Annotated in this window: 22 protein-coding genes; 15 read left to right on the top strand and 7 right to left on the bottom strand. The window is 75.6% G+C overall.

Annotation, left to right across the window (positions count from 1 at the left end):
- Positions 1-165 (bottom strand): hypothetical protein, encoded by a 165-nt coding sequence (locus ACI8AG_RS13145; protein ID WP_456590244.1) that lies wholly within the window; start codon positions 163-165, stop codon positions 1-3.
- Positions 166-259: 94 nt separating this feature from the next.
- On the opposite strand from ACI8AG_RS13145, the gene ACI8AG_RS13150 reads away from it, so the two are divergent.
- From ACI8AG_RS13150 to ACI8AG_RS13175, 6 genes are all read left to right on the top strand, one after another.
- Positions 260-823, top strand: coding sequence for a hypothetical protein (locus ACI8AG_RS13150; RefSeq protein ID WP_456597393.1), 564 nt, complete (start codon positions 260-262; stop codon positions 821-823).
- Between the two features lie 75 nt (positions 824-898).
- Positions 899-2,104: a sensor histidine kinase gene (locus tag ACI8AG_RS13155; RefSeq protein ID WP_456597394.1), complete on the top strand. Its 1,206-nt coding sequence runs from the start codon at positions 899-901 to the stop codon at positions 2,102-2,104.
- Positions 2,101-2,796: a response regulator gene (locus ACI8AG_RS13160; RefSeq protein WP_456590241.1), complete on the top strand. Its 696-nt coding sequence runs from the start codon at positions 2,101-2,103 to the stop codon at positions 2,794-2,796. Before ACI8AG_RS13155 ends, ACI8AG_RS13160 begins: the two co-directional genes overlap by 4 nt.
- Positions 2,797-3,085: 289 nt before the next feature.
- Positions 3,086-3,859: an ABC transporter ATP-binding protein gene (locus tag ACI8AG_RS13165; protein ID WP_456590240.1), complete on the top strand. Its 774-nt coding sequence runs from the start codon at positions 3,086-3,088 to the stop codon at positions 3,857-3,859.
- A 1-nt stretch (position 3,860) separates the two neighbouring features.
- Positions 3,861-6,317: an ABC transporter permease gene (locus ACI8AG_RS13170; RefSeq protein WP_456597395.1), complete on the top strand. Its 2,457-nt coding sequence runs from the start codon at positions 3,861-3,863 to the stop codon at positions 6,315-6,317.
- A gap of 128 nt (positions 6,318-6,445) precedes the next feature.
- On the top strand, positions 6,446-7,654 hold the full coding sequence (locus ACI8AG_RS13175) for an MBL fold metallo-hydrolase (protein ID WP_456597396.1): 1,209 nt from the start codon (positions 6,446-6,448) through the stop codon (positions 7,652-7,654).
- Positions 7,655-7,689: 35 nt separating this feature from the next.
- Here ACI8AG_RS13175 and ACI8AG_RS13180 read toward each other — a convergent pair whose 3' ends face one another.
- Positions 7,690-8,544 carry an Fpg/Nei family DNA glycosylase gene (locus tag ACI8AG_RS13180; RefSeq protein WP_456597397.1) on the bottom strand — a complete coding sequence of 285 codons (855 nt, stop codon included), beginning with the start codon at positions 8,542-8,544 and terminating at the stop codon, positions 7,690-7,692.
- 210 nt (positions 8,545-8,754) lie between these two features.
- On the opposite strand from ACI8AG_RS13180, the gene ACI8AG_RS13185 reads away from it, so the two are divergent.
- On the top strand, positions 8,755-9,336 hold the full coding sequence (locus ACI8AG_RS13185; RefSeq protein WP_456597398.1) for an AMIN-like domain-containing (lipo)protein: 582 nt from the start codon (positions 8,755-8,757) through the stop codon (positions 9,334-9,336).
- A 79-nt stretch (positions 9,337-9,415) separates the two neighbouring features.
- On the opposite strand, the gene ACI8AG_RS13190 is transcribed toward ACI8AG_RS13185, so the two are convergent.
- From ACI8AG_RS13190 to ACI8AG_RS13200, 3 genes are read right to left on the bottom strand one after another with little or no spacing between them, the layout of a single operon-like run.
- The gene (locus ACI8AG_RS13190; RefSeq protein WP_456597399.1) at positions 9,416-10,549 is read right to left on the bottom strand and encodes a GerMN domain-containing protein; all 1,134 of its coding nucleotides are present in this window, start codon (positions 10,547-10,549) and stop codon (positions 9,416-9,418) included.
- Positions 10,546-11,919 (bottom strand): sensor histidine kinase, encoded by a 1,374-nt coding sequence (locus ACI8AG_RS13195; protein WP_456597400.1) that lies wholly within the window; start codon positions 11,917-11,919, stop codon positions 10,546-10,548. Before ACI8AG_RS13195 ends, ACI8AG_RS13190 begins: the two co-directional genes overlap by 4 nt.
- A 7-nt stretch (positions 11,920-11,926) precedes the next feature.
- Positions 11,927-12,643 (bottom strand): response regulator, encoded by a 717-nt coding sequence (locus tag ACI8AG_RS13200; RefSeq protein ID WP_456597401.1) that lies wholly within the window; start codon positions 12,641-12,643, stop codon positions 11,927-11,929.
- Positions 12,644-12,736: 93 nt separating this feature from the next.
- Between ACI8AG_RS13200 and ACI8AG_RS13205 the strand changes: the two genes are divergently transcribed.
- Positions 12,737-13,132 carry an STAS domain-containing protein gene (locus ACI8AG_RS13205; protein WP_456597402.1) on the top strand — a complete coding sequence of 132 codons (396 nt, stop codon included), beginning with the start codon at positions 12,737-12,739 and terminating at the stop codon, positions 13,130-13,132.
- 37 nt (positions 13,133-13,169) lie between these two features.
- Positions 13,170-14,537, top strand: a complete 1,368-nt coding sequence (locus ACI8AG_RS13210) for a cryptochrome/photolyase family protein (protein WP_456597403.1) — start codon at positions 13,170-13,172, stop codon at positions 14,535-14,537.
- Positions 14,538-14,540: 3 nt separating this feature from the next.
- On the opposite strand, the gene ACI8AG_RS13215 is transcribed toward ACI8AG_RS13210, so the two are convergent.
- On the bottom strand, positions 14,541-14,729 hold the full coding sequence (locus tag ACI8AG_RS13215) for a hypothetical protein (RefSeq protein ID WP_456597404.1): 189 nt from the start codon (positions 14,727-14,729) through the stop codon (positions 14,541-14,543).
- 62 nt (positions 14,730-14,791) lie between these two features.
- Between ACI8AG_RS13215 and ACI8AG_RS13220 the strand changes: the two genes are divergently transcribed.
- The gene (locus ACI8AG_RS13220) at positions 14,792-15,172 is read left to right on the top strand and encodes a hypothetical protein (RefSeq protein WP_456597405.1); all 381 of its coding nucleotides are present in this window, start codon (positions 14,792-14,794) and stop codon (positions 15,170-15,172) included.
- Positions 15,173-15,398: 226 nt separating this feature from the next.
- Here the strand turns inward: ACI8AG_RS13220 and ACI8AG_RS13225 are convergent, their stop codons facing one another.
- A complete protein-coding gene (locus tag ACI8AG_RS13225) occupies positions 15,399-15,866 on the bottom strand; it encodes a DUF309 domain-containing protein (RefSeq protein WP_456590229.1) in 468 nt (155 codons plus the stop codon).
- Positions 15,867-16,167: 301 nt separating this feature from the next.
- Here ACI8AG_RS13225 and ACI8AG_RS13230 point away from each other — a divergent pair, with 301 nt between their 5' ends.
- From ACI8AG_RS13230 to ACI8AG_RS13250, 5 genes are all read left to right on the top strand, one after another.
- Positions 16,168-16,485, top strand: coding sequence for an anti-sigma factor (locus ACI8AG_RS13230; RefSeq protein ID WP_456597406.1), 318 nt, complete (start codon positions 16,168-16,170; stop codon positions 16,483-16,485).
- A 21-nt stretch (positions 16,486-16,506) separates the two neighbouring features.
- Positions 16,507-17,637 carry an ergothioneine biosynthesis PLP-dependent enzyme EgtE gene (gene egtE, locus ACI8AG_RS13235; protein ID WP_456597407.1) on the top strand — a complete coding sequence of 377 codons (1,131 nt, stop codon included), beginning with the start codon at positions 16,507-16,509 and terminating at the stop codon, positions 17,635-17,637.
- A gap of 226 nt (positions 17,638-17,863) precedes the next feature.
- Positions 17,864-18,226 carry a GntR family transcriptional regulator gene (locus tag ACI8AG_RS13240; RefSeq protein ID WP_456590223.1) on the top strand — a complete coding sequence of 121 codons (363 nt, stop codon included), beginning with the start codon at positions 17,864-17,866 and terminating at the stop codon, positions 18,224-18,226.
- Positions 18,223-19,137: an ABC transporter ATP-binding protein gene (locus tag ACI8AG_RS13245; protein WP_456590222.1), complete on the top strand. Its 915-nt coding sequence runs from the start codon at positions 18,223-18,225 to the stop codon at positions 19,135-19,137. The genes ACI8AG_RS13240 and ACI8AG_RS13245 overlap by 4 nt, the downstream gene beginning before the upstream one ends.
- Positions 19,134-19,826: a hypothetical protein gene (locus tag ACI8AG_RS13250; RefSeq protein WP_456597408.1), complete on the top strand. Its 693-nt coding sequence runs from the start codon at positions 19,134-19,136 to the stop codon at positions 19,824-19,826. The genes ACI8AG_RS13245 and ACI8AG_RS13250 overlap by 4 nt, the downstream gene beginning before the upstream one ends.
- Positions 19,827-20,229 lie beyond the last annotated feature (403 nt).

The following is a 20,229-nucleotide window of genomic DNA, read 5'->3' on the forward strand; positions in this document are numbered from 1 at the left end:
TCACTCCGCGGGCAGCCACTCCCCGCACCGGGGGCAGGCGGTCGGCGGGTCCTCGTCCGCCAGACCGCCGCAGGCCGGGCACACCCGGCGCAGCCAGCAGGCCGGGTCGCCGCCGTCGTCGCCGGCCGCGCGCCGGCCCTCGTCGTCGTCCACACGCTTCCCCAATGCGACAACTCTGTTGCGGTCCACCCACCGGTGCGGTGCCGGCGGGCGGCCGGGGTAGCCCCGGACGGTCGACCACCGTCCCGGAAGGACCAGCATGACCCGCCGCACGCGCACGCACCCGTTCGCCGCCCTGCTCCTCGGGGCCACCCTGCCCCTGGCCGCCTGCGGCGGGGTCGCCGACGAGGAGGAGTCGGCCAACCCGATGGAGGAGTTCGGCACGGAGGTCGACGGCGGCAACGCCGGGCCGGACGAGTCCGTCACCGGGGACATCACCCTCGCCGATGTCCAGCTGCCCTACCCCGACGACGGCGTCTACAGCGCCGGCGAGGACGCCCCGCTGACCTTCACCGTCACGAACACGTCCGCCGACCCCGTGACCCTGGAGCAGATCACCGGCGAGGACTTCGCCGAGGCGCGGATCAGCGGCGAGGAGGGGAACGCCACGCTGGAGGTGCCCGGCAACGACAACCTCTACGTCGGCGCACCCGATGCGCCCTCGGTGATGCTCGTCGAGCTCGAGCAGGACCTGCGCTCCTCCCAGTCCATCCCGGTCACCTTCAGCTTCGGTGACGGCGAGGAGGTCACCATCGAGGCGGTGGTGGCTGCGTCGAGCGACGACGTCCCCGAGTCCGACGAGGACCCGACCGGGGAGAGCTGATCCGCCTGCCGGACGACGCGCAGATCATCCCGGGGGGCGATGAAGCGGGCGCTCGGGCTCCCTAGGCTCCCGGTCATGGAGCGGTCGGCCGTCGTCGAGCGTCCGGCCGCCCGGCTGCGGACCCGGACGTTCGCCGTCGACGCCGTGCTCGCGGCCTGCGTCGGCGTCGTCACCGTGGCGCTGCCCGCCCTCGCCGGGAGCTACTGGCCCGCCGAGACGGGTGCGTTCGTGCTCGGGGTGCTCCTGGTCGCCCCGCTGGCGTGGCGCCGGGTCGCCCCGGTGCCCGCGGCCGCGGTCGTCATCGCGGCCGGACTCCTGGAGCTCGTCGTCACCGACGACTTCCTGGCGGCCAACGTCGCGGCGCTGGTGATGGTCTACTCGCTGGCCGCCTACGCCCCGCGCTGGGCCGGGCGGGCCGGCCTGGCCATCGGACTGGTCGGTGCGGTCCTCGCCTCGGCCCGGTACTTCTCGGTCGGCTACTCGCTGGTCGACCTCGACGCCACGCTGCTCACCGCAGGGGCGATCGTCGTCTCCGTCGTGGCGGCCTGGGCGCTGGGTGACCTGCGGCGGGCGCGCGTCCAGCGGCTGGCCGCGCTCGAGGAGCGGGCGCAGCTGCTCGAGCTGGAGCGCGACCAGGAGATGCGGCTGGCCGCCACCGCCGAGCGCGCCCGCATCGCGCGGGAGATGCACGACGTCGTCGCCCACTCCCTGTCGGTCGTCATCGCGCAGGCCGACGGCGGCCGCTACGCCGGGAAGACCGATCCGCAGGCGGCCACCGACGCGCTGGAGGCGATCGCCACCACCGGCCGGCAAGCGCTCACCGACATGCGGGCGCTGCTCGGGGTGCTCCGGGACGGCGGCGGGGAAGAGTACGCCCCGCAGCCCGACGTCGCCGCGATCCCGGCCCTGGTCGAGGACGTGCGGGCCAGCGGCCTGGACGTCGACCTCATCGTGGAAGGGACGCCGCAGCCGATGCCCGCCGGACCGCAGCTGGCCGCCTACCGGATCGTGCAGGAGTCGCTCACCAACGTGCTCAAGCACGCCGGCCCCGCCGGTCGCGCCTGGGTGCGGCTGCAGTGGCGGCCCGACGCGCTGGAGCTCTCGGTGCTCGACGACGGCCGGGGGGCCTCGGCCGCGGTGGGCACCTCCGATGGCCAGGGGCAGGGGCTGCGCGGCATGCGCGAGCGCGCCCAGCTGCACGGCGGGCGCCTGGATGCCGGGCCCCGGCACGGTGGCGGGTTCGGCGTGCACGCGGCGCTGCCCTACCGTGCGTCCCGATGAGCGCGATCCGGGTGGTCCTCGTGGACGACCAGCAGATGGTGCGGGCCGGGTTCCGCATGGTCATCGAGTCCCAGCCCGACCTCACCGTGGTCGGGGAGGCCGGGGACGGCGCAGCGGCGGTCGAGCTGCTGACCCGCACCCGCGCCGACGTCGTCCTCATGGACATCCGCATGCCGGGCACCGACGGGATCGAGGGCACCCGGCAGGTCACCGCGCTGCCAGAGCCGCCGAGGGTCGTCGTCCTCACGACGTTCGACCTCGACGAGTACGTGGTGGCCGCGATCGGGGCCGGGGCCAGCGGCTTCCTGCTCAAGGACGCCGCCCCCGAGGAGATGCTCGACGCCATCCGCACCGTGCACGCCGGTGACTCGGTGATCGCGGCGAGCTCCACCCGCCGGCTGCTGCAGCACGTCGCCCCGATGCTGCGCGGTGGCGGGACCGCGGCGCCCACCGGTGGCGACGACGCCGCGCTGGCCGAGCTCACCCCTCGCGAGCGCGAGGTGCTGGAGCAGATGGCCTACGGCGCGACCAACAGCGAGATCGCCGCGCACTTCTTCGTCAGCGAGGCGACGGTGAAGACGCACGTCGGCCGGGTGCTGGCCAAGACGGGGTCGCGCGACCGGGTGCAGGCCGTCGTCCTGGCCTACCGCTCCGGGCTGGTCGCCCCCGCGGACCTGCTCCGCAACGCCTGAGCCGGCGTCGACCGGCTCGCACCTGGCCGGCTGGCACCAGCCGGCCGGGCAACACTCCAGGTGCTCTGCCTCTGAGTGCCCCTGCACTCAGAGGCAGAGCGTGCCGAGGGGAACCACCTGCCAGGGACGGGAGGCCCGGCAGCGGCCGCGTCCACCCGCGGTATGACGGCCGGTCCACCCGGGGGACCACCGCGGGGTCGCGGTAGACCGGCCCCTGCTCCGACGCGGGGAGAGGCCCCCGGGCGGCAGCGTGATCACCGTCGATGATCACCGTTCCCGGAGGCCCGAAGTGCCAGTCCCCGTCATGACCGTCCCCGGCGAGCCGCCGGCGTCCCTCGCTGCCGCGGCCGTCCGCGCCACCGGCCTGCGCAAGACCTACGGCGACGGGGAGACCGCGGTCCACGCGCTCGCCGGCGTCGACGTCGCCTTCGCCCGCGGGGAGTTGACCGCGATCATGGGCCCGTCCGGCTCGGGCAAGTCCACGCTGATGCACTGCCTGGCAGGGCTGGACGCCGCCACCGAGGGGCAGGTCTGGCTCGGCGACACCGAGCTGACCAGCCTGCACGACGACGAACTGACCGCACTGCGCCGCTCGCGGATCGGCTTCGTCTTCCAGGCGTTCAACCTGCTCCCGGTGCTGCCCGCCCGCGAGAACATCGTGCTGCCGATGCAGCTGGCCGGCCAGCGCCCCGACCCGGTGTGGTTCGACGACGTCGTCGCCCGGCTCGGCCTGCGGGAACGGCTCGGGCACCGGCCGCACGAGCTCTCCGGCGGCCAGCAGCAGCGGGTGGCGATCGCCCGCGCCCTGCTCCCCCGCCCGGACGTCGTCTTCGCCGACGAGCCGACGGGCAACCTCGACTCCCGCAGCGGCGCGGAGGTGCTCGGGCTGCTCCGCTCCAGCGTCAAGGAGACCGGGCAGACCGTCGTCATGGTCACCCACGACCCGTCCGCGGCCGCCTACGCCGACCGCGTGGTCCTGCTGGCCGACGGGCGGCTGGCCGGCGAGCTGCTGCACCCCACGGCCGAGTCGGTGCTCGACGCCCTGCGCGGACTGGGTGCCTGACATGCGCAGCGTCACCCTCGCCACCGCCCGGGCGCACGCCGCCCGGCTGATCGCCTCCACCCTCGCGATCGTCATCGCCGTCGGCTTCGTCGTGGCCACCCTGGTGCTCAACGAGACCTCCCGCGCCACCGTGCTGGAGGCCGCGGGCGCCCCCTACGTCGGAACGGACGCGGTGGTCCTCTCCGAGGACGGCACCGCCCTCGACGACGAGCTGGACCGCATCGCCGCCCTGGACGGCGTCGCCGCGGTCGACGCCACCTGGAGGACCGGCGTCCAGGCCTTGCTGCCCGGCCGCACGGGCGCCCAGTACCTGCTCGCCGAGTCGGTCGCCGACGCCCCCGCCCTGCGCTGGCAGTCGATGGCCGACGGCGAGCTGCCCGACGCGCCCGGCGAGATCGCGGTCAGCGAGCGCACCGGCGCCGCCGTCGGCGACACGATCGACGTCACCTACTTCGCGCCGGACGGCGCCGAGCGGGAGGCCGCCGTCACGGTCACCGGCGTGGTGGACCTGGGCGGCGACCCCACGGCCGGCATCTACGGCCGCATCTGGGGCACCACCGACCAGCTGCGCGGCTGGGGTGCGGTGGACCCGACGGAGCTGCGGGTGACCGGGGCCGACGGCGTGCCGGCTCCGGAGGTGGTGCAGCAGGTCGGCTCCGCGCTCGCCGACCGGCAGGTCGTGGCGCGCACCGGCACCGAGCAGGCCGAGCACGCCGCCGCCGCGCTCACCGGCGACACGATGGCGCTCACCGCGGTGCTCCTGGTCTTCGCCACCGTCGCGGTGCTGGTCGCAGGCCTCGTCATCGCCAACACGTTCGCCGTCCTGCTGGCCCAGCGCACCCGCGAGCTCGCGCTGCTGCGCTGCGTGGGCGCCACCGCCCGCCAGGTCCGCCGCAGCGTCCTCGGTGAGGCGGTCCTGACCGGGCTGGCCGCCTCGGTCATCGGGGTCCTCGCGGGCATCGGCCTGGCCGCCGGGGTGTCGGCGATCGCCGGGGCCGCCGACTCCCCCGTCCCGCTCTCGGGCCTCTCCGTGCCGCTGGTCGCGGTGGTCGCCGGTCTCGCCGTCGGCACTCTCACCACGCTGCTCGCCGCCCTCGCCCCCGCCCGTGGCGCCACGAAGGTCGCGCCGCTGGCCGCCCTCCGCCCGACCGACCCGGCGCCGCTGCGGTCGCGGGGCGGCGTGCTGCGCCTGGTGCTCGGGCTGCTGCTGGTCGTCCCGGGGGTGCTGCTCATGGGGCTCGGGGTGTACCTCGCCGACGTCCTGATCGCGCTGCCGGGCGGGGCGCTGAGCTTCCTCGGCGTCGTCCTGCTCGCCCAGCGAGTCCTGCCGCCGGTCGTGGGGGCCGTCGGCCGGCTGGCCGCCCGGCTGGGTGGCGTGCCCGGCCGGCTCGCGGCCGGCAACGCCACCCGCAACCCCCGGCGGACGGCGGCCACGGCGACGGCGCTGCTCATCGGCGTCACCCTGACCACCGCCATGGTCGTCGGCGCGGCGTCCACCCGGGCCACCGCGCAGGCCGGGCTCGCGGCGCAGTACCCCACCGACGTGATCGTGCAGGGCGGCGAGGCGATGCCGTCGTCGCTGCCCGGGCAGCTCGCCGCGATCGACGGAGTGGTGGCGGCGTCGTCCCTGACCGGGGCGTTCGTCGAAGGGCCCGACGGGGAGACCGGCGTGGCCGGGCTCGATGCCACCACGGCGGCGACGGTCATGCGGTCGACCGGTGACGTGCCGATCCCCGAGGCGGGGGAGGTCGTGCTCCCGTGGTGGACCCAGAAGGGCTGGGACGTCGCCGAGGGGGACGAGGTCACCTTCACCTCGGGTGACCGGACGGCGACGCTGACCGCCCTGTTCGGGGACGTCGAGCTGGCGACCCTCAACGCCGCGGAGCTGGAGCGCCTCGCGCCCGAGGCCGCCGTCGACACCGTGTGGCTGCGGCTCGCCGACGACGCCGACCAGGCCGACGTGATCGACGACGTCACCGACGTGGCGGGCGCGGCGATGCCGTTCGCCTTCGTCACCGGCCTGGCCAGCGAGCGCGCCGCGATCGACTCGGTGCTCGACGTGCTGCTGCTCGTCGTCACCGGCCTGCTGGGGGTGGCGGTGGTCATCGCGCTGATCGGCGTCGGCAACACCCTCGCCCTGTCGGTGGTCGAACGGCGGCAGGAGAACGGGCTGCTGCGCGCGCTCGGGCTGACGCGGGGCCAGCTACGCGGGCTGCTCGCCTGGGAGGCCGCCCTGGTGGCGGGAGTGGCCGCGGTGCTCGGGGTGGTGCTGGGCAGTGCCTACGGGCTGATCGGCGTCGCTTCGGTACTGGGCTCGTACGGCGAGCTGGTGCTGAGCATGCCGTGGCTCCAGGTGGCCGCGATCGTGGCGGTGGCCACGGCGGCCGGGCTGGTGGCCTCGGTGCTGCCGGCCCGCCGGGCGGCCCGGACCTCCCCGGTGGCCGCCATCGCCGGCTGACGCCCGGCCAGATCTGCACACCGGCCCCCTTCCGGGCGGGGAAGGGGGCCGGTGTGCAGATCTCGTCCGGCGGGAGGCGTCGCCCGGTTCACAGCGGAGATCGAGCTCCGGCTGGGATGCTGGAGGGCGTGCCGTCCCGCTCACTCCGCCGTACCGCTCTCGCCGCCGCCCTGCTCGCCGGTCCCGTCGGCTGGGTGACCGCCGCCGCCTGGGGGCTGCCGACCGCGCTCGGGGCGCACCGCCGCCGGCTGCGCCGCGTGGTGGCCGGCTCGCCGCAGTTCTTCGACGGCAAGTTCCACAACCGGATGCCGACCCCGGCGCTCGCCCCGGCCAACACCCGCGACGGGCTGCTCCGGCAGTGGCACGAGGAGCGGCACGTCGGGCTGCCGGGCGGGCCGATCCCGCTGGCGCACGCCGACCTCCCGGCCGACGCCGCCGAGCTCGCCGTCACCTGGTTCGGCCACGCCAGCGCGCTGCTGGAGATCGACGGCCGGCGGGTGCTGCTGGACCCGGTGTGGGGCCACCGCGTCTCGCCGTCGCCGATCATCGGGCCGACGCGGCTGCACGAGCCGCCCATGGCCCTCGACGAGCTGCCGCAGGTCGACGCGGTGCTCATCTCCCACGACCACTACGACCACCTCGACCTGCCCACCGTGCGCACGCTGCTGCGCACCCAGCGCGCGCCCTGGGTGGTCCCGCTCGGCATCGGCGAGCACCTGCGCGTGTGGGGGGTGCCCGAGGAGCGGATCGTCGAGCTGGACTGGGACGGCGAGCACCGCATCGGTCCCCTGACGCTCACCTGCACCGAGGCCCGGCACTTCTCGGGGCGCTACTTCCACCGCGACACCACGCTGTGGGCGTCCTGGGCGATCACCGGCCCCCGGCACCGCGTCTTCTTCGGCGGCGACACCGGCTACACCCCGGCATTCGCCGCCATCGGTGCCCAGCTGGGCCCCTTCGACCTCACCCTGCTGCCGATCGGCGCCTACAACGACGCCTGGCACGCCATCCACATGGACCCGGAGGAGGCCGTGCGGGCGCACGGCGACCTGGGTGGGCGGGTGCTGCTGCCGGTGCACTGGGCCACGTTCAACTTGGCCTTCCACCGGTGGGCCGAGCCGGTGCAGCGGCTGCTGGCCGCGGCCGGCGCGCGCGGCGTCGAGGTCGTCGTCCCGCAGCCCGGGGAGCGCGTCGACGTGCTCGCCCCACCGCCGCTGCGCGACTGGTGGTCCGCGGTGGGTTCGGCTGCCGAATCGGCCGGGCGCCCGGACGACGCGGGCGTCGGCAGCAGCGTTCTCGTGCGCGCGCTGACCCGCCTGCTGTCGCTGCCCGGCTGAACGACGGCGGCGTCCGTGCGGGGCAGGGACCTCCTTCAGCGCAGGAGCTTGCTCATCCGCCGGTCGGCGAGCGGCTTGCCGCCGGTCTGGCAGGTGGGGCAGTACTGCAGCGAGGTGTCGGCGAAGCTGACCTCGCGCACGGTGTCCCCGCACACCGGGCACGGCAGCCCGGTGCGGGCGTGCACCTGCAGCCCGGAGCGCTTCTCGCCCTTCATGGTGGCGGCCCGCTGGCCGACCTGGCGGCCCAGCGCCTCGGTCAGCGTCCCCCGCACCGCGTCGAAGAGACGGACCAGTTCGTCGTCGCTCAGCTTGTCGGCCATCTTGAACGGCGACAGCCGGGCGGCGTGCAGGATCTCGTCGGAGTAGGCGTTGCCGATGCCGGCGAGCAGCGTCTGGTCGGTGAGCGCCCCCTTGAGCTGCCCGCTGCGGCCGGCCATCAGGCGGGCGAACGTCTCCCGGTCGACCTCCAGCGCGTCGGGCCCCAGGCGGGCAACCCCGGGCACCTCGGCGGGTGACCGGACGACGTAGACGGCCAGGCCCTTGCGGGTGCCCTGCTCGGTGAGGTCGAAGCCGTTCCCGTCATCGAGGTGCACCCGCAGCGCGAGCGGACCCTTGCCCGGCTTCGGCGGTGCCGTCGGCAGGCTCTCCCGCCAGTGCAGCCAGCCGGCCCGGGCCAGGTGGACGACCAGGTGCAGCCCGCTGACGTCGAGATCGAGGAACTTGCCGTGCCGGGCGGCGCCGGTGATCTCCAGCCCGGCCAGGGAGGACAGCGGCGGGTCGAAGGTCTTGATCGCCTGGACGGCGGCGAGGTCGGCGCGCGCCAGCACGTGGCCGACGGCGTTCTCGCGCAGGAACGCCGTCAGCGCCTCCACCTCGGGCAACTCGGGCACCCGACCATGATCGCGCGGATCCCGGCGTCCCGCCGTCCCCGATCAGGCGGTTCTCCGACGGCGGCGTTGCGGCGGTGCGACGGCCGGATGACGGCCGCGACGACCTGGTGGAGACCCTGTTGCGGCGGCTTCCGAGCTCCCCGCGGGCGAGTAGACCTCCGTCCACAGGCCCGTTCCGCAGGGGCGCGGGCCCGACAGATGGAGGTCATCGTGAGAAGGATCCGACTCGGTTCCCTGGCGGTCCTCGCCGGTGTGATCGCGCTGCTGGTCGGCGTCCTCACCCCGGCGACGGCGGCCGGGGCGACCCGCGCGCCGTACTGCGGGCTGGTGTGGGGGTCGCTGCCGGAGAGCAGCGCGGCGTCCGCCGCCGGCCTGACCGTGACCGACGTGCGCGCCGGCCGGCACGCCTGCTTCGACCGCCTGGTCGTCGACCTGCGCGGTCCCGCCGCGGCGACCGGCTACTCGGTGCGCTACGTCGACGCGGTGCACCAGGAGGGCTCGGGCGCCCCCGTCCCGCTGGCGGGCGGTGCGGCGCTGCAGGTCGTCGTCGACGCCCCCGCCTACGACGCCTCCGGGCGGGCCACCTACCTCCCGCCCAGCCGCGGCGAGGTCGTGGACGTCGACGGCTTCCGCACCGTCGAGCAGGTCGCGTGGGCGGGCTCCTTCGAGGGCCGCACCACGCTCGGCGTCGGCACCCGTGCCCGGCTGCCGTTCCGCACCTTCACCCTGCTCGGCGCCCCCGGGGACGACGACGCGGTGCGCCTCGTGATCGACGTGGCCCACCGCTGGTGACCGTTCCGCACCCGGCCAGATCTGCACACCGGCCCCCATCCGGCCCCGGAACCGGGCCGGTGTGCAGATCTCGCCCGTCTCAGCCCTGGTGGAGCACCTCGACCACCACCCGGTCGGGGTTCTGCAGCCGGTACACGCGGAACGGCCGCTCGGCCGCGGTGCCGACGAAGGTCACCGTCTGCCCCTCGAAGGTGCTGTCCAGGACGACCTCGCGCACCGCCGGGTACCCCGGCGTCAGCCGTCCGGGGCCCGGGTACGGGGCCACGCCGGTGTCCCCGGGCAGCCCGACCCCGGTGACCGCGAGCCGCAGGACCGCCTCCCCCGCGACCTGCACCGGGGAGCCGCTCCCCTCCGACCGCGCCTCGGGCACGTAGCGGGCGTCCCAGCCCGGCAGCCCGGCGCCGTCCACCTCGAGGACGACCCGGTCGAACCCCTCGTGGCGGCCGACCCGGAGGTCGGTCACGGTGACGGCGGCCCCGGGCGACGCCGATGCCGTGTCCGGCCGGGTGTCGGCGACGAAGGGCGGCGCCACGGTGGGCGACGGTCGCGGCCCGGTGACGGTCGGCTGCGCCCCGGTGGTGGGAGGGGCCGGCACGGCCGGCGAGGTGGATTCCGTGGGTGGCGGCGGCGGGCTGAGGAAGACGGCGTAGTCGGCGGGCAGCAGCGGCGCGTCGGTGAGCGCACCGGAGGGCAGCGGCGCCTCCACCGGCTCCCCGTCGCTGGTCAGCAGGACGGCCTCGATCCCGGGCAGGCTCGTCGCGGTGAGCACGATCTGCGCCACGGCGCGGCGGCTGGAGGACAGCGGCGCGGTGCCGGAGATGTCGATCGTGGCCGTGGTGCCGTCGATGCCCGCCACCGCCAGCGTCACGCCGGAGGGGAGGGCGGTGGACACCTGCTCGGCCCGCTCGTCCTCGGTCGGGCCGGCGGTCAGCGCGTCCAGCAGGGCGCCCACCCGCTCGTCGAGCGACCCCGTGCCGGCGTCCCGGGCCCGGGGGACGAGCGACTCGTCGGGGCCGACGAGGTAGGCCCACCCGGTCTGGCCGGGGACGGACGACGGCGCGGCCGACGGCGGGGCGGCCGGTGCGGCGAGCCCGTACGGGACGTCGGGCGCCGCGATCGTCGACGGGTCCCCGCCGGTGGGGACGCCGCAGGCCGTTGCCGCGAGGACGGCGCCCAGGGTGCCCGCGGCGCTCACCCGGCGCAGGCGCTTCACGTCCGCGCCGCCGGCAGCGACAGGACGAACCGGGCGCCGCCGCTCGGGCCGGCGGCGCACCACGCCGCGCCCCCGTGCTGGGCCGCCGTCTCGGCCACGATGGCCAACCCGAGCCCGGCCCCGGGCACCGAACCGCGCGCCGAACCGGGGGCCCGGGCGAAGCGCTCGAAGATCCGCTCCCGGTCCAGCGGGGCCACGCCCGGGCCGGCGTCGTCCACCGTCACCACGACCGAACCCTCGCAGCGCCCGACGTCCACGCGCTCCGGGCCGCCCGCGTAGCGGTCGGCGTTGTCCAGCAGGTTCCGCACGGCGCGCTCCAGCCGGTTCTTGTCGCCGAGGACGGTGGTCTCCTCCGGCGCGCCGGCGTCCAGCAGGTCGACGGGCCGGCCGGTCCGCTCCAGCACCTCCCGGACCAGCACCGCCATCGACACCGGGACGGCGTCGGGCAGCTGCCCGACGCCGTCGTGCCAGGCCAGCTCCAGCAGGTCGTCGAGGGTGACGCGCAGCCGCGCGACCTCGCCCTCCACCAGGGCGAGGGCCTGCTGCGCACGCGGCGGGAGCTCCTGGCGGCGGGTCGCCAGCACCTCGACGCTCGTGGTCAGGCTGGTGAGGGGGCTGCGGAGCTCGTGGCTGACGTCGCCGACGAACCGGGCGTCGCGGGTGATCCGCGCGGCCAGGGCGTCGACCATGCTGTTGAACGCCGCCACGATCCCGACCAGGTCGGGGTCGTCGGTCGCCGGCAGGCGGGTGGAGAGCTCGCCGCCGGCGATGCTCGTCGCGGCCCCGGCGACCTGCTCCAGGGGCAGCACCGCACGCCGGCTGGCCCACATCCCGAACCCGGCGCCGGCCACGGTCGCCGCGACCGCACCGGCACCGAGGACGACGGCCAGCGTGCGCAGCAACGCCTCCAGGTCGTCCAGCGGCGCCACCTCGTAGAACTCCACGCCCGCGCTCACCACGGGCACGGCGACGACGAGCCGCGGCCCCTCGGCGGAGTCCACCCGCAGCGTGCCCGCCGCGCCGGTGGACACCACCTCCTGGAGAGCGGCCGGCACGTCACGACGGCCGACCTCCAGACTGGAGGAGAACCAGTCGTCCTCCCGCCGGACCACGATCTCCGCGTCACCGAACGGGACGAGCTCCCCGAGCACCCGCCCGACGTCGGCACCTGCGCTGGACAGGCGGTTGCGCAGCACCTCGGCGTCGGCGAACGCCTGCTGGGTGAGCGCCTGCTCGCGCTGCTCCACCACGAAGCTGCGCGCCAGCAGCCAGGTGGTCGTGACGAGCACCGCGGAGACCAGCAACGTGCTGGCCGCGAAGCCGAGCACGATCCGCCTCCGCAGCCCCCGCCGCCCCGGGATCCTGCTCACCGGCCGCTCACTGCGGGTCCAGGCGGTAGCCCAGCCCCCGGACGGTGACCACGAGCCGGGGAGCGCTCGGGTCCCGCTCGACCTTCGTCCGCAGCCGTCGCACGTGCACGTCGACGATCCGCTCGTCCCCGAAGAACCCGTGCTCCCAGACCCGCTCGAGCAGCGCCTGCCGGCTGAAGACCCGCCCCGGCGCGCCGGCCAGCTCGCAGAGCACCCGGTACTCGGTCAGCGTCAGCGGGACCAGCTCGTCCCCGCGGTAGACCGTGCCGCTGGCCTCCCGCAGGACCAGCGGGCCCGCCGGGTCGTGGTCGAGGACGACGCCCGCCCGGGCGGCGTCGGCCGAGGAGCCTGCCGGAGCCGTGGCCGTCCGGCGGCGCAGCGCACGCAGCCGGGCGGTGATCTCCTTGATCTGGAAGGGCTTGGTCACGTAGTCGTCGGCGCCCGCCTCGAGCGCCTCGACGATGTCCTGCGTGTCCGCGCGGGCGCTGACGACGACGACGGGCAGGTCATGGGCGCGGCGGACCTCGCGGATGACGGCCAGGCCGTCCATCGACCCGAGCATCAGGTCGACGATCATCATGTCGGGCGCAGCGATGCCCACCATGTCGACGGCGTCCTCCCCGGAGGCGGCCTCGGCGACGTCGTACCCCTCGTCCTCCAGCGCCCACCGCAGCGCGGTGCGGATGGAGTCGTCGTCCTCCACGACCAGGATCCGCAACGACACGCGGACATGCTGCCACCGCGGGCCGGCCACCTCGGACGCGGCGGCCACCGTCATGCGATCGCAATGTCGCGACCCGGGGAATCGCAAACTCCGGTGGAGAAGCTGCTGGGGACCGTGCGGAGACCGACCGCCGAGGAGACCGCCGTGCGCCCTGCCGACCGCGACACCCGTGCCCCCGGTGCCGAGGGCGGCCGCGGTGAGGTCGTCCTGCGGCTGACCGAGGAGATGCTCGCCGACGGCGTCGCCGACATCCGCTGGCTGCTGCACGACGCCCTGCTGGCGGGTGCGCGGCGGGTGGTCGTCGACGTCGGCGAGGTGGAGCACCTGACCAGCCCGGCAGCGGCCAGCCTGCTCACCGCCCACCGGGCATGCCGGGCCCGCGGCGGCAGCGTCGTCGTCCGCGGGGCCAACCGGCGCACCCAGGGCCTGCTGCGCCGGACCGGCCTGTGGCGGGTGCTGGCGCTGGAGAACCTGGACCGCTCCGCCTGAGGCGCGCCCGGGGCCGGGGCCTCCTACGCTCGGCCGGGTGCCGACCGCGCTGCTCTGGTTCCGCCGCGACCTGCGCCTGGGCGACCACCCCGCGCTGCTGGCCGCGCGGGACGCGGCCGGGCCGGACGGCGAGGTCCTCCCGGTGTTCGTGGTCGACGACCGGCTGTGGGGCCCGTCCGGCGAGCCGCGCCGCCGCTTCCTGCTCGACTGCCTCGCCGCGCTGGACGCCGACCTCGGCGGCGCGCTGGTCCTCCGGCACGGCGACCCCGTCCGGGTGCTGCCGGCGCTGGTCCACGAGGTCGGCGCGACGTCGGTGCACGTCAGCGCCGACGCGGGACCGTACGGGCGGCACCGGGACCAGGCCGTGGAGCGGGCCCTGGGCGATGTCCCGTTCGCGCGCACCGGGTCGCCGTACGCGGTGACGCCCGGCCGGGTCACCAAGGCCGACGGGACGCCGTTCCGCGTGTACTCGCCGTTCGCCCGGGCCTGGCGGGAGCACGGCTGGCGCCCGTCGGCGTCCTCCCCCGACGGCGTCCGCTGGCGCACCGGCGTTCGCTCCGACGACCACCCGCCGGCACCCCACCTCGACGGCGTCGTCCTGCCCCCGGCCGGCGAGGCCGCCGCGCTGGCCGCCTGGGCGCGCTTCCGGGACGAGCGGCTGCTCGGCTACGCCGACGGGCGCAACACCCCGGGCGGCGACGGGACGAGCCGGCTGTCGGCCTACCTCAAGTACGGCTGCCTCCACCCCCGCACGCTGCTGGCCGACCTCGCCGCGGCGGAGCAGACCGAGTCGGTGCGCCGGTACACCGACGAGCTGGCCTGGCGGGAGTTCTACGCCGACGTCCTCTGGCACCGGCCGGAGTCGGCCCGGGAGTACCTCAAGCCGGAGCTGCAGGGGATGGGCTACGACAGCGGCCCGGAAGCCGAGGAGCTCGTGCGGGCCTGGGAGACCGGCCGCACCGGCTTTCCGATCGTCGACGCCGGCATGCGCCAGCTGCTCGGCGAGGCCTACGTGCACAACCGGGTGCGGATGATCGTCGCCTCGTTCCTGGTCAAGGACCTGCACCAGGAGTGGACGGTGGGCGCCCGCTGGTTCATGCGGCACCTGGTCGACGGCGACCTGGCCAGCAACCAGCACGGCTGGCAGTGGGTCGCCGGCACCGGCACCGACGCCTCGCCCTACTACCGCGTGTTCAACCCGGTCACCCAGGGCAAGAAGTTCGACCCCGACGGCACCTACGTGAAGAAGTGGGTGCCCGAGCTGCGTGACCTCGATCCGCGGCACGTGCACGAGCCGTGGACCGCGCCCGGCGGCATCCCGGCCGGCTACCCGGAGCCGGTCGTCGACCACGCGCACGAGCGCCGGGTCGCGCTGGACCGCTACACCCGCGTCCGCGGCCGCTGAGGCTCAGCCGACGAGCAGCGAGACCGGGTCCCGCCGGACGACGGTGCGGACGACGAGCGCGACCGCCACCGCGGCCGCGGCGGCGAAGGCAGCGATCACCACCGGGGCCGGCGGGCCGGCGGCTGCGACGGCCACCAGCCCCCAGGCGACGGCGAGCGCGAACGGCCCGGCCGCGGCGCGGGCGGCGAGCACCAGGGCGCACGCGACCAGCGCGACCGCGGCCAGGGCTCCGACGGCCCCCCAGCTGCGCGGTCGTGCCGGACGCCGGGGCGCCGAGCGCGACCCCCGCCTGGCCGGTGTTGACCGCCGCGGCCACGGTGACCCAGCCGAGCAGCAGCCCGGCGACGGCGGCCGGCAGCACCCGCCCCAGGCCCTCGACCGGGAGGTCCTGCAACCGCGCCCAGGCGACCGCGGCGGCCGCCACGATGCAGAACAGGAGCACGACCGGAACCAGCGGCACCGACACCCCGATCATGGGGAAGGCGATCTCCCACGCGGTGTTGCCGGCGAACGCCGCGGCCAGCGGCCAGCCGGTGCGCCGGTGCAGCTCCCGGCCGCGCTGGGCCGGCAGCGCCTGGTACACCGCCCAGGCCAGCGATCCGGCGAAGACGACGCCCCAGACGCTGAAGGCGTAGCCCGCCCGGGTGATCAGCGAACCGGTCTCGTCGCTGACCGCGCCGACGCTGCGGCCGGCGATCGCGCTGCCCACGGGGCTGCCGGCCACCTGCGCGACGGCAGCGGCGATCACCGTCGCCGCCCGGAGCCCGTCCTGCCGGCCTGCCGTCCCGCTCATCCCCCGGCGGTGCCCGGCACCGCCCGTACCCGAAACCTGGCCGACCGCCTCGCCGCCGGGCGGTCCGCTCAACCGCGGAGCCGGGGAGCGCTGCGCACCGGGTCGCGGCCGGTGGCGGGCGCGGCGGCCAGCGCACGCGCCCACCCGGCGAGCCCGGCCACGTCCACCCCGTGCGGACGGCGGTCGGCGTACGGACCGAGGGCCGCCGCCCCGCGCTCGAGCAGACTGGTCGCGCCCCGGTCGTTGCCGCGAGCGGCGTGGGTCAGGCCGACGGCGAGCTGGGCCAGCCCTCGCCACAGCTCGCGCTCGTCCTCGGGTGCGGACTTCCAGGCATCCTCCAGCACCTCGTGGGCGTGGAACGGGCGCCCGGCGTCCAGCAGTTCCTGCGCCTCGGCGAGCGCCACCTCCGGCGCCCGGACCACTCCCTCGGGGGCGCGCTCCTCCCCGACGGCGCCGTGCGGCAGCGGCCGCCCGAGCGCATCCCGCGGGCGCGCGTTGCGGGCCCGGCCCTGCTCGTCGCGGTCTCGGTCAGGCACAGGGGCATCCTCCCCGCGCCGCCCGGGGAGCGCCTCGGGAGGTACGGATCCGAATCGCGTCCGAGATTGTTGGAGGCGATCCGCATCCGGCGGCCGGAGCGCAGCGGAAGACCAGGCAGCACGACCCCCTACGAGATGAGGAGCCACCCGTGAGCACCATCCGCACAGTCGGCCGTTCCGCCGGCGTCCTCGGTGCCGTCGGCGCCGTCGTCCTGGTCGCCACCCCGGCCATGGCCGACAACCACACCGCCACGGTCTCGGTCCTGCACGGCGCCCCCGACACCCCGGTGGACGTGTACGCGTGGCCCTCGAACCGCTCGGCGACGAGGCCGCCGCCGGGCGGGCGGAGGTCATCCTCCGCTCCGACGGGTCCCGGGCCATGCGGGTCGAGCTCGACGCGCCGGAAGTCGAGGACGGCTACTACGAGATCTGGCTGATCGAACCCGGGATCGTCGACATGGTGCCGCTGGGCGTCCTGCGCCCCGGGGCGCAGACCTTCGAGCTCCCGGCGGGGCTGGACCTCGGGGAGTTCCCGATCGTCGACGTCTCGGTGGAGCCGCTCGACGGCGACCCGGCGCACTCGGGGGTCTCCGTGGCCCGGGGTGTGCTCGAGAGCTGAGCGACGCCTAGCGTGCTGCAGGTGACCGCCGCGCACACCCCCCTGCCGTTCGACGACCTCGGTGCGCACTGGCGCACGGTGCGTCCCCGGCCGGCGGGCCGGCACCTCGACAGCGCGGCGTCCAGCCGGCAGAGCCACCGGGCGCTGGAGGCCGCGGCGCACCACGCCCGGCACGAGGCCGAGCTGGGCGGCTACGTCGCGGAGGCGACCGCTGACGACCTGCTGCAGCAGGGGCGCTCGGTCATCGGCGGCCTGGCCGGCATGGCCGCCGCCGACGTGGCCTTCGTCGAGTCCGCCCAGGCCGCGCTGGTCACCCTGCTCGGCGGCTGGCGGCTATCCGCGGGCTCGCGGGTCGCCTGCCTGCCCGGCGAGTACGCCCCGAACGTCGCCCAGCTGCGCGCCGCCGGCCTCCGCCCGGAGCCGCTGCCGGTCGACGGCCTCGGGCGGGCCGACGTCGACGGCGTGGAGCAGCTCCTGGCCACCGACCCGCCCCGGTTCGTGCACCTCACGCACATCGGCAGCCACCGCGGGATCGTGCAGCCGGCGCGCGAGATCGCGGCACTGTGCCGCGCGGCCGGCGTACCCCTGGTGCTCGACGCCGCGCAGTCCCTGGGGCACGTCGACGTCGACCTCGGCGCGGACGTCGTCTACGGGACCTCGCGGAAGTGGCTGGCCGGCCCCCGTGGCGTGGGCGTGCTGATCGTCGGCCCGTCGATCGCCGCCGAGCTGGTGCCGGTGCTGGCCGAGCCGGAGGGGGTCCCGCCGATGCGCGCCTTCGAGTCGGGGGAGGCCCACGTGGCCGGCCGGATCGGCCTGGTGGTGGCCGTCGGGGAGCACCTCGCCGCGGGGCCCGAGCGCGTCCGCGCCCGGCTGGCCGGGCTCGGCCGGGCCACCCGGGAGCTGCTCGACGGCGTCGCCGACTGGCGCGTGGTGGAGCCGCTGGAGGAGCCGACGGCCATCACCACGCTGCGGCCCCCGGACGGTGTCGACGTCGTCACCACTCGCACCCGGCTGCTCACCGAGCACGGCATCGTGCTGACCGCGGCCGGCAGGGAGCGGGCCCCGGGGGAGATGACCGGGCCGGTCCTGCGGGTCTCCCCCCACCTGGACGCCACCGCGGAGGACCTGGCGGCCCTCGCCGCCGCCCTCTGAGCGGACAGCCCCGCACCCCCGTCCAGCACGACGTCTCCCCCCGTAGCCGGCGGCGAGCGGGCTCGGCCCCGCGCACCTGGTCCCGACGCGGGTCCGGCGTCGGGACCAGCCGCCCGGCGGCGCCCCGCGGCGGGGGCTTGTGCGCGCGTGGCGGTGGTCCTATGGTTCATTACATGAGTAATGAACCCAGGGAGCATCCCGGCCCTGGTGACGCCGGGGCCGCGTCGTGAACGAGGACGCCGGCCCGATCTTCCGGCAGGTGGCCGCCGAGATCGAGAACGCGATCGTCGACGGCTCGCTGCCCGAGGAGAGCCAGGCGCCGTCCTCCAACGAACTGGCCGCCTTCCACCGCATCAACCCCGCGACCGCCGCCAAGGGCCTGAATCAGCTGGTCACCGACGGGGTCCTCTACAAGAGACGAGGAGTCGGGATGTTCGTCGCCACCGGCGCCCGCGAACAGGTCCTCAAGCGTCGGCGCAGCGAGTTCGCCGACCAGTACGTCCGCCCCCTGATGACCGAGGCCCAGAAGCTCGGCATCCCCGCCCACGAGCTCACCGACATGATCGATCGCTGGGAGGACCCGCGATGACCGCCGTCGCCACCGTCTCCGACGTCACGATGCGCTTTCCCGGGCACACCGCCCTCAGCGGCGTGTCGACGGTGCTGGAACGTGACGCAATCACCGGGCTGCTGGGCCGCAACGGCGCCGGCAAGACGACCCTCATGCAGCTGCTGACCGGCCACCGCGTCCCGACCAGCGGGCGGATCGAGGTCTTCGGGGCCCGGCCGTTCGAGAACGACGACGTCCTGCGCCGGATCTGCTTCATCAAGGAGGGCCAGCGCTACCCCGACCACTTCCGGGTCAAGGACGCGCTCGACTCCGCGGCGTTCGTCTTCGCCGACTGGGACGCCGACCTCGCCGCCTCGCTGCTGCGCGACTTCGACCTGCCCGCCAAGCGCCCGATCAAGAAGCTCTCGCGCGGCATGAACTCCGCCGTCGGCATCATCGTCGGACTGGCCTCCCGGGCGCCGCTCACCCTGTTCGACGAGCCGTACCTGGGACTGGACGCCGTCGCGCGTCAGCTGTTCTACGACCGCCTGCTCGCCGACTACGCCGAGCACCCGCGCACGATCGTCCTCTCCACGCACCTGATCGAGGAGATCGCCGCCCTGCTCGAGCGGGTGATCCTGATCGACCGGGGCAGGGTGCTGCTCGACGCCGACGCGGAGTCGCTGCGCGGCACGGCGCTCACGGTCACCGGACCCCGGGAGCGGGTCGCCGCGTTCAGCGGCCGGCACGAGCTGCTGCACACCGAGTCCCTCGGCAGCACCAGCCGGGCCGTCGTGCGGCTGCGCGACGGCGCCGACGGCGACGACGCGACGGCGGCTGGCTTGTCCTGGGAGGCCACGAGCCTCCAGCAGCTCGTCGTCGCGATGAGCCTGCACACCGCGGCCGGCGGCCCCACCGCACCGGTCCACCTCGAGGAGGTCTCCCGATGACCCGCGTGCTGCAGGCCGCTCGCCTGCACCTGGTCCACCCGCTGGTGGCCCTCGGCATCCCCTGGCTGGTCGTGTCGATCAGCTTCGCCATCAACCTCGCCGTCTGGCACCTCACCCCGGCCAGCGAGGAGAGCGGCTTCACCGGCGGCATCCTGGCCTTCTACATCACCGTGCTGGTTGTCTACGTGCAGGCGGTGACGCAGGTGCTGCCCTTCGCCATGGGGATCAGCCTCAGCCGCCGCGCCTTCTACCTCGGGACCGCGCTCGTCGCGCTGGTGCAGGCCGTCGCCTACGGGATCGCGCTCTCCGCGCTGGTGAGCATCGAGAACGCCACGAACGGCTGGGGCGCCGGGATGGACTTCTGGGCCCCAGGCGTCTTCGAAGTCGGCAACCCGATGCTCCAGGTGCTCGCCTCGGGGGCCCCGCTGCTCGCCTTCATGTTCGTCGGCGTCGGCATGGGTGTGGTGCACCAGCGCTGGGGCCAGATGGGCACCTGGGGACTGATCCTCGGCTCCATCGTGGTGCTGGGTGGACTCACCGTGCTGATCACCTGGCTCGATGCCTGGGGGAGCATCGGGGCCTGGTTCACCGACCAGTCGACGGCGACGCTCACGGTCGCCCTGCCCCTGGCCCTCGCGGCGGTGGCGGCGCTCGCCTCCTTCCCCGGCATCCGGCGGGTGGTGCCGTAACTCCGGGCACCTCTGCTCGCACCGCGGCCCCCGTTCCGTCATGTGACGGTTCGGGGGCCGCTCCCATTCCCCACGTGATGATCGCCGCTGTCGCGCTGCCGGGGCGCCGGCGCACGGAATGGTCGACAGCGAGTGCGTGCCGCACCCGACGACTGCGCCGGCGCGCGAGGCGCCTCCATCGGCACGGGACCGCCTCACGCAGCCGCCCCGCTCCGTGTCCGACGCGCCGCTCCGCCGACCGCCCGTGAGCGGGCACCGTGCGATGCCGACCGGGCTGGGGGAACGACGAAGGGGCCCCAGCACGAATGCTGGGGCCCCTTCGGGAATGGTTGTCCGGCGGCGTCCTACTCTCCCACCCCGTCTCCAGGGCAGTACCATCGGCGCTGAGAGGCTTAGCTTCCGG

Source organism: Blastococcus sp. SYSU DS0552, from assembly GCF_054050815.1.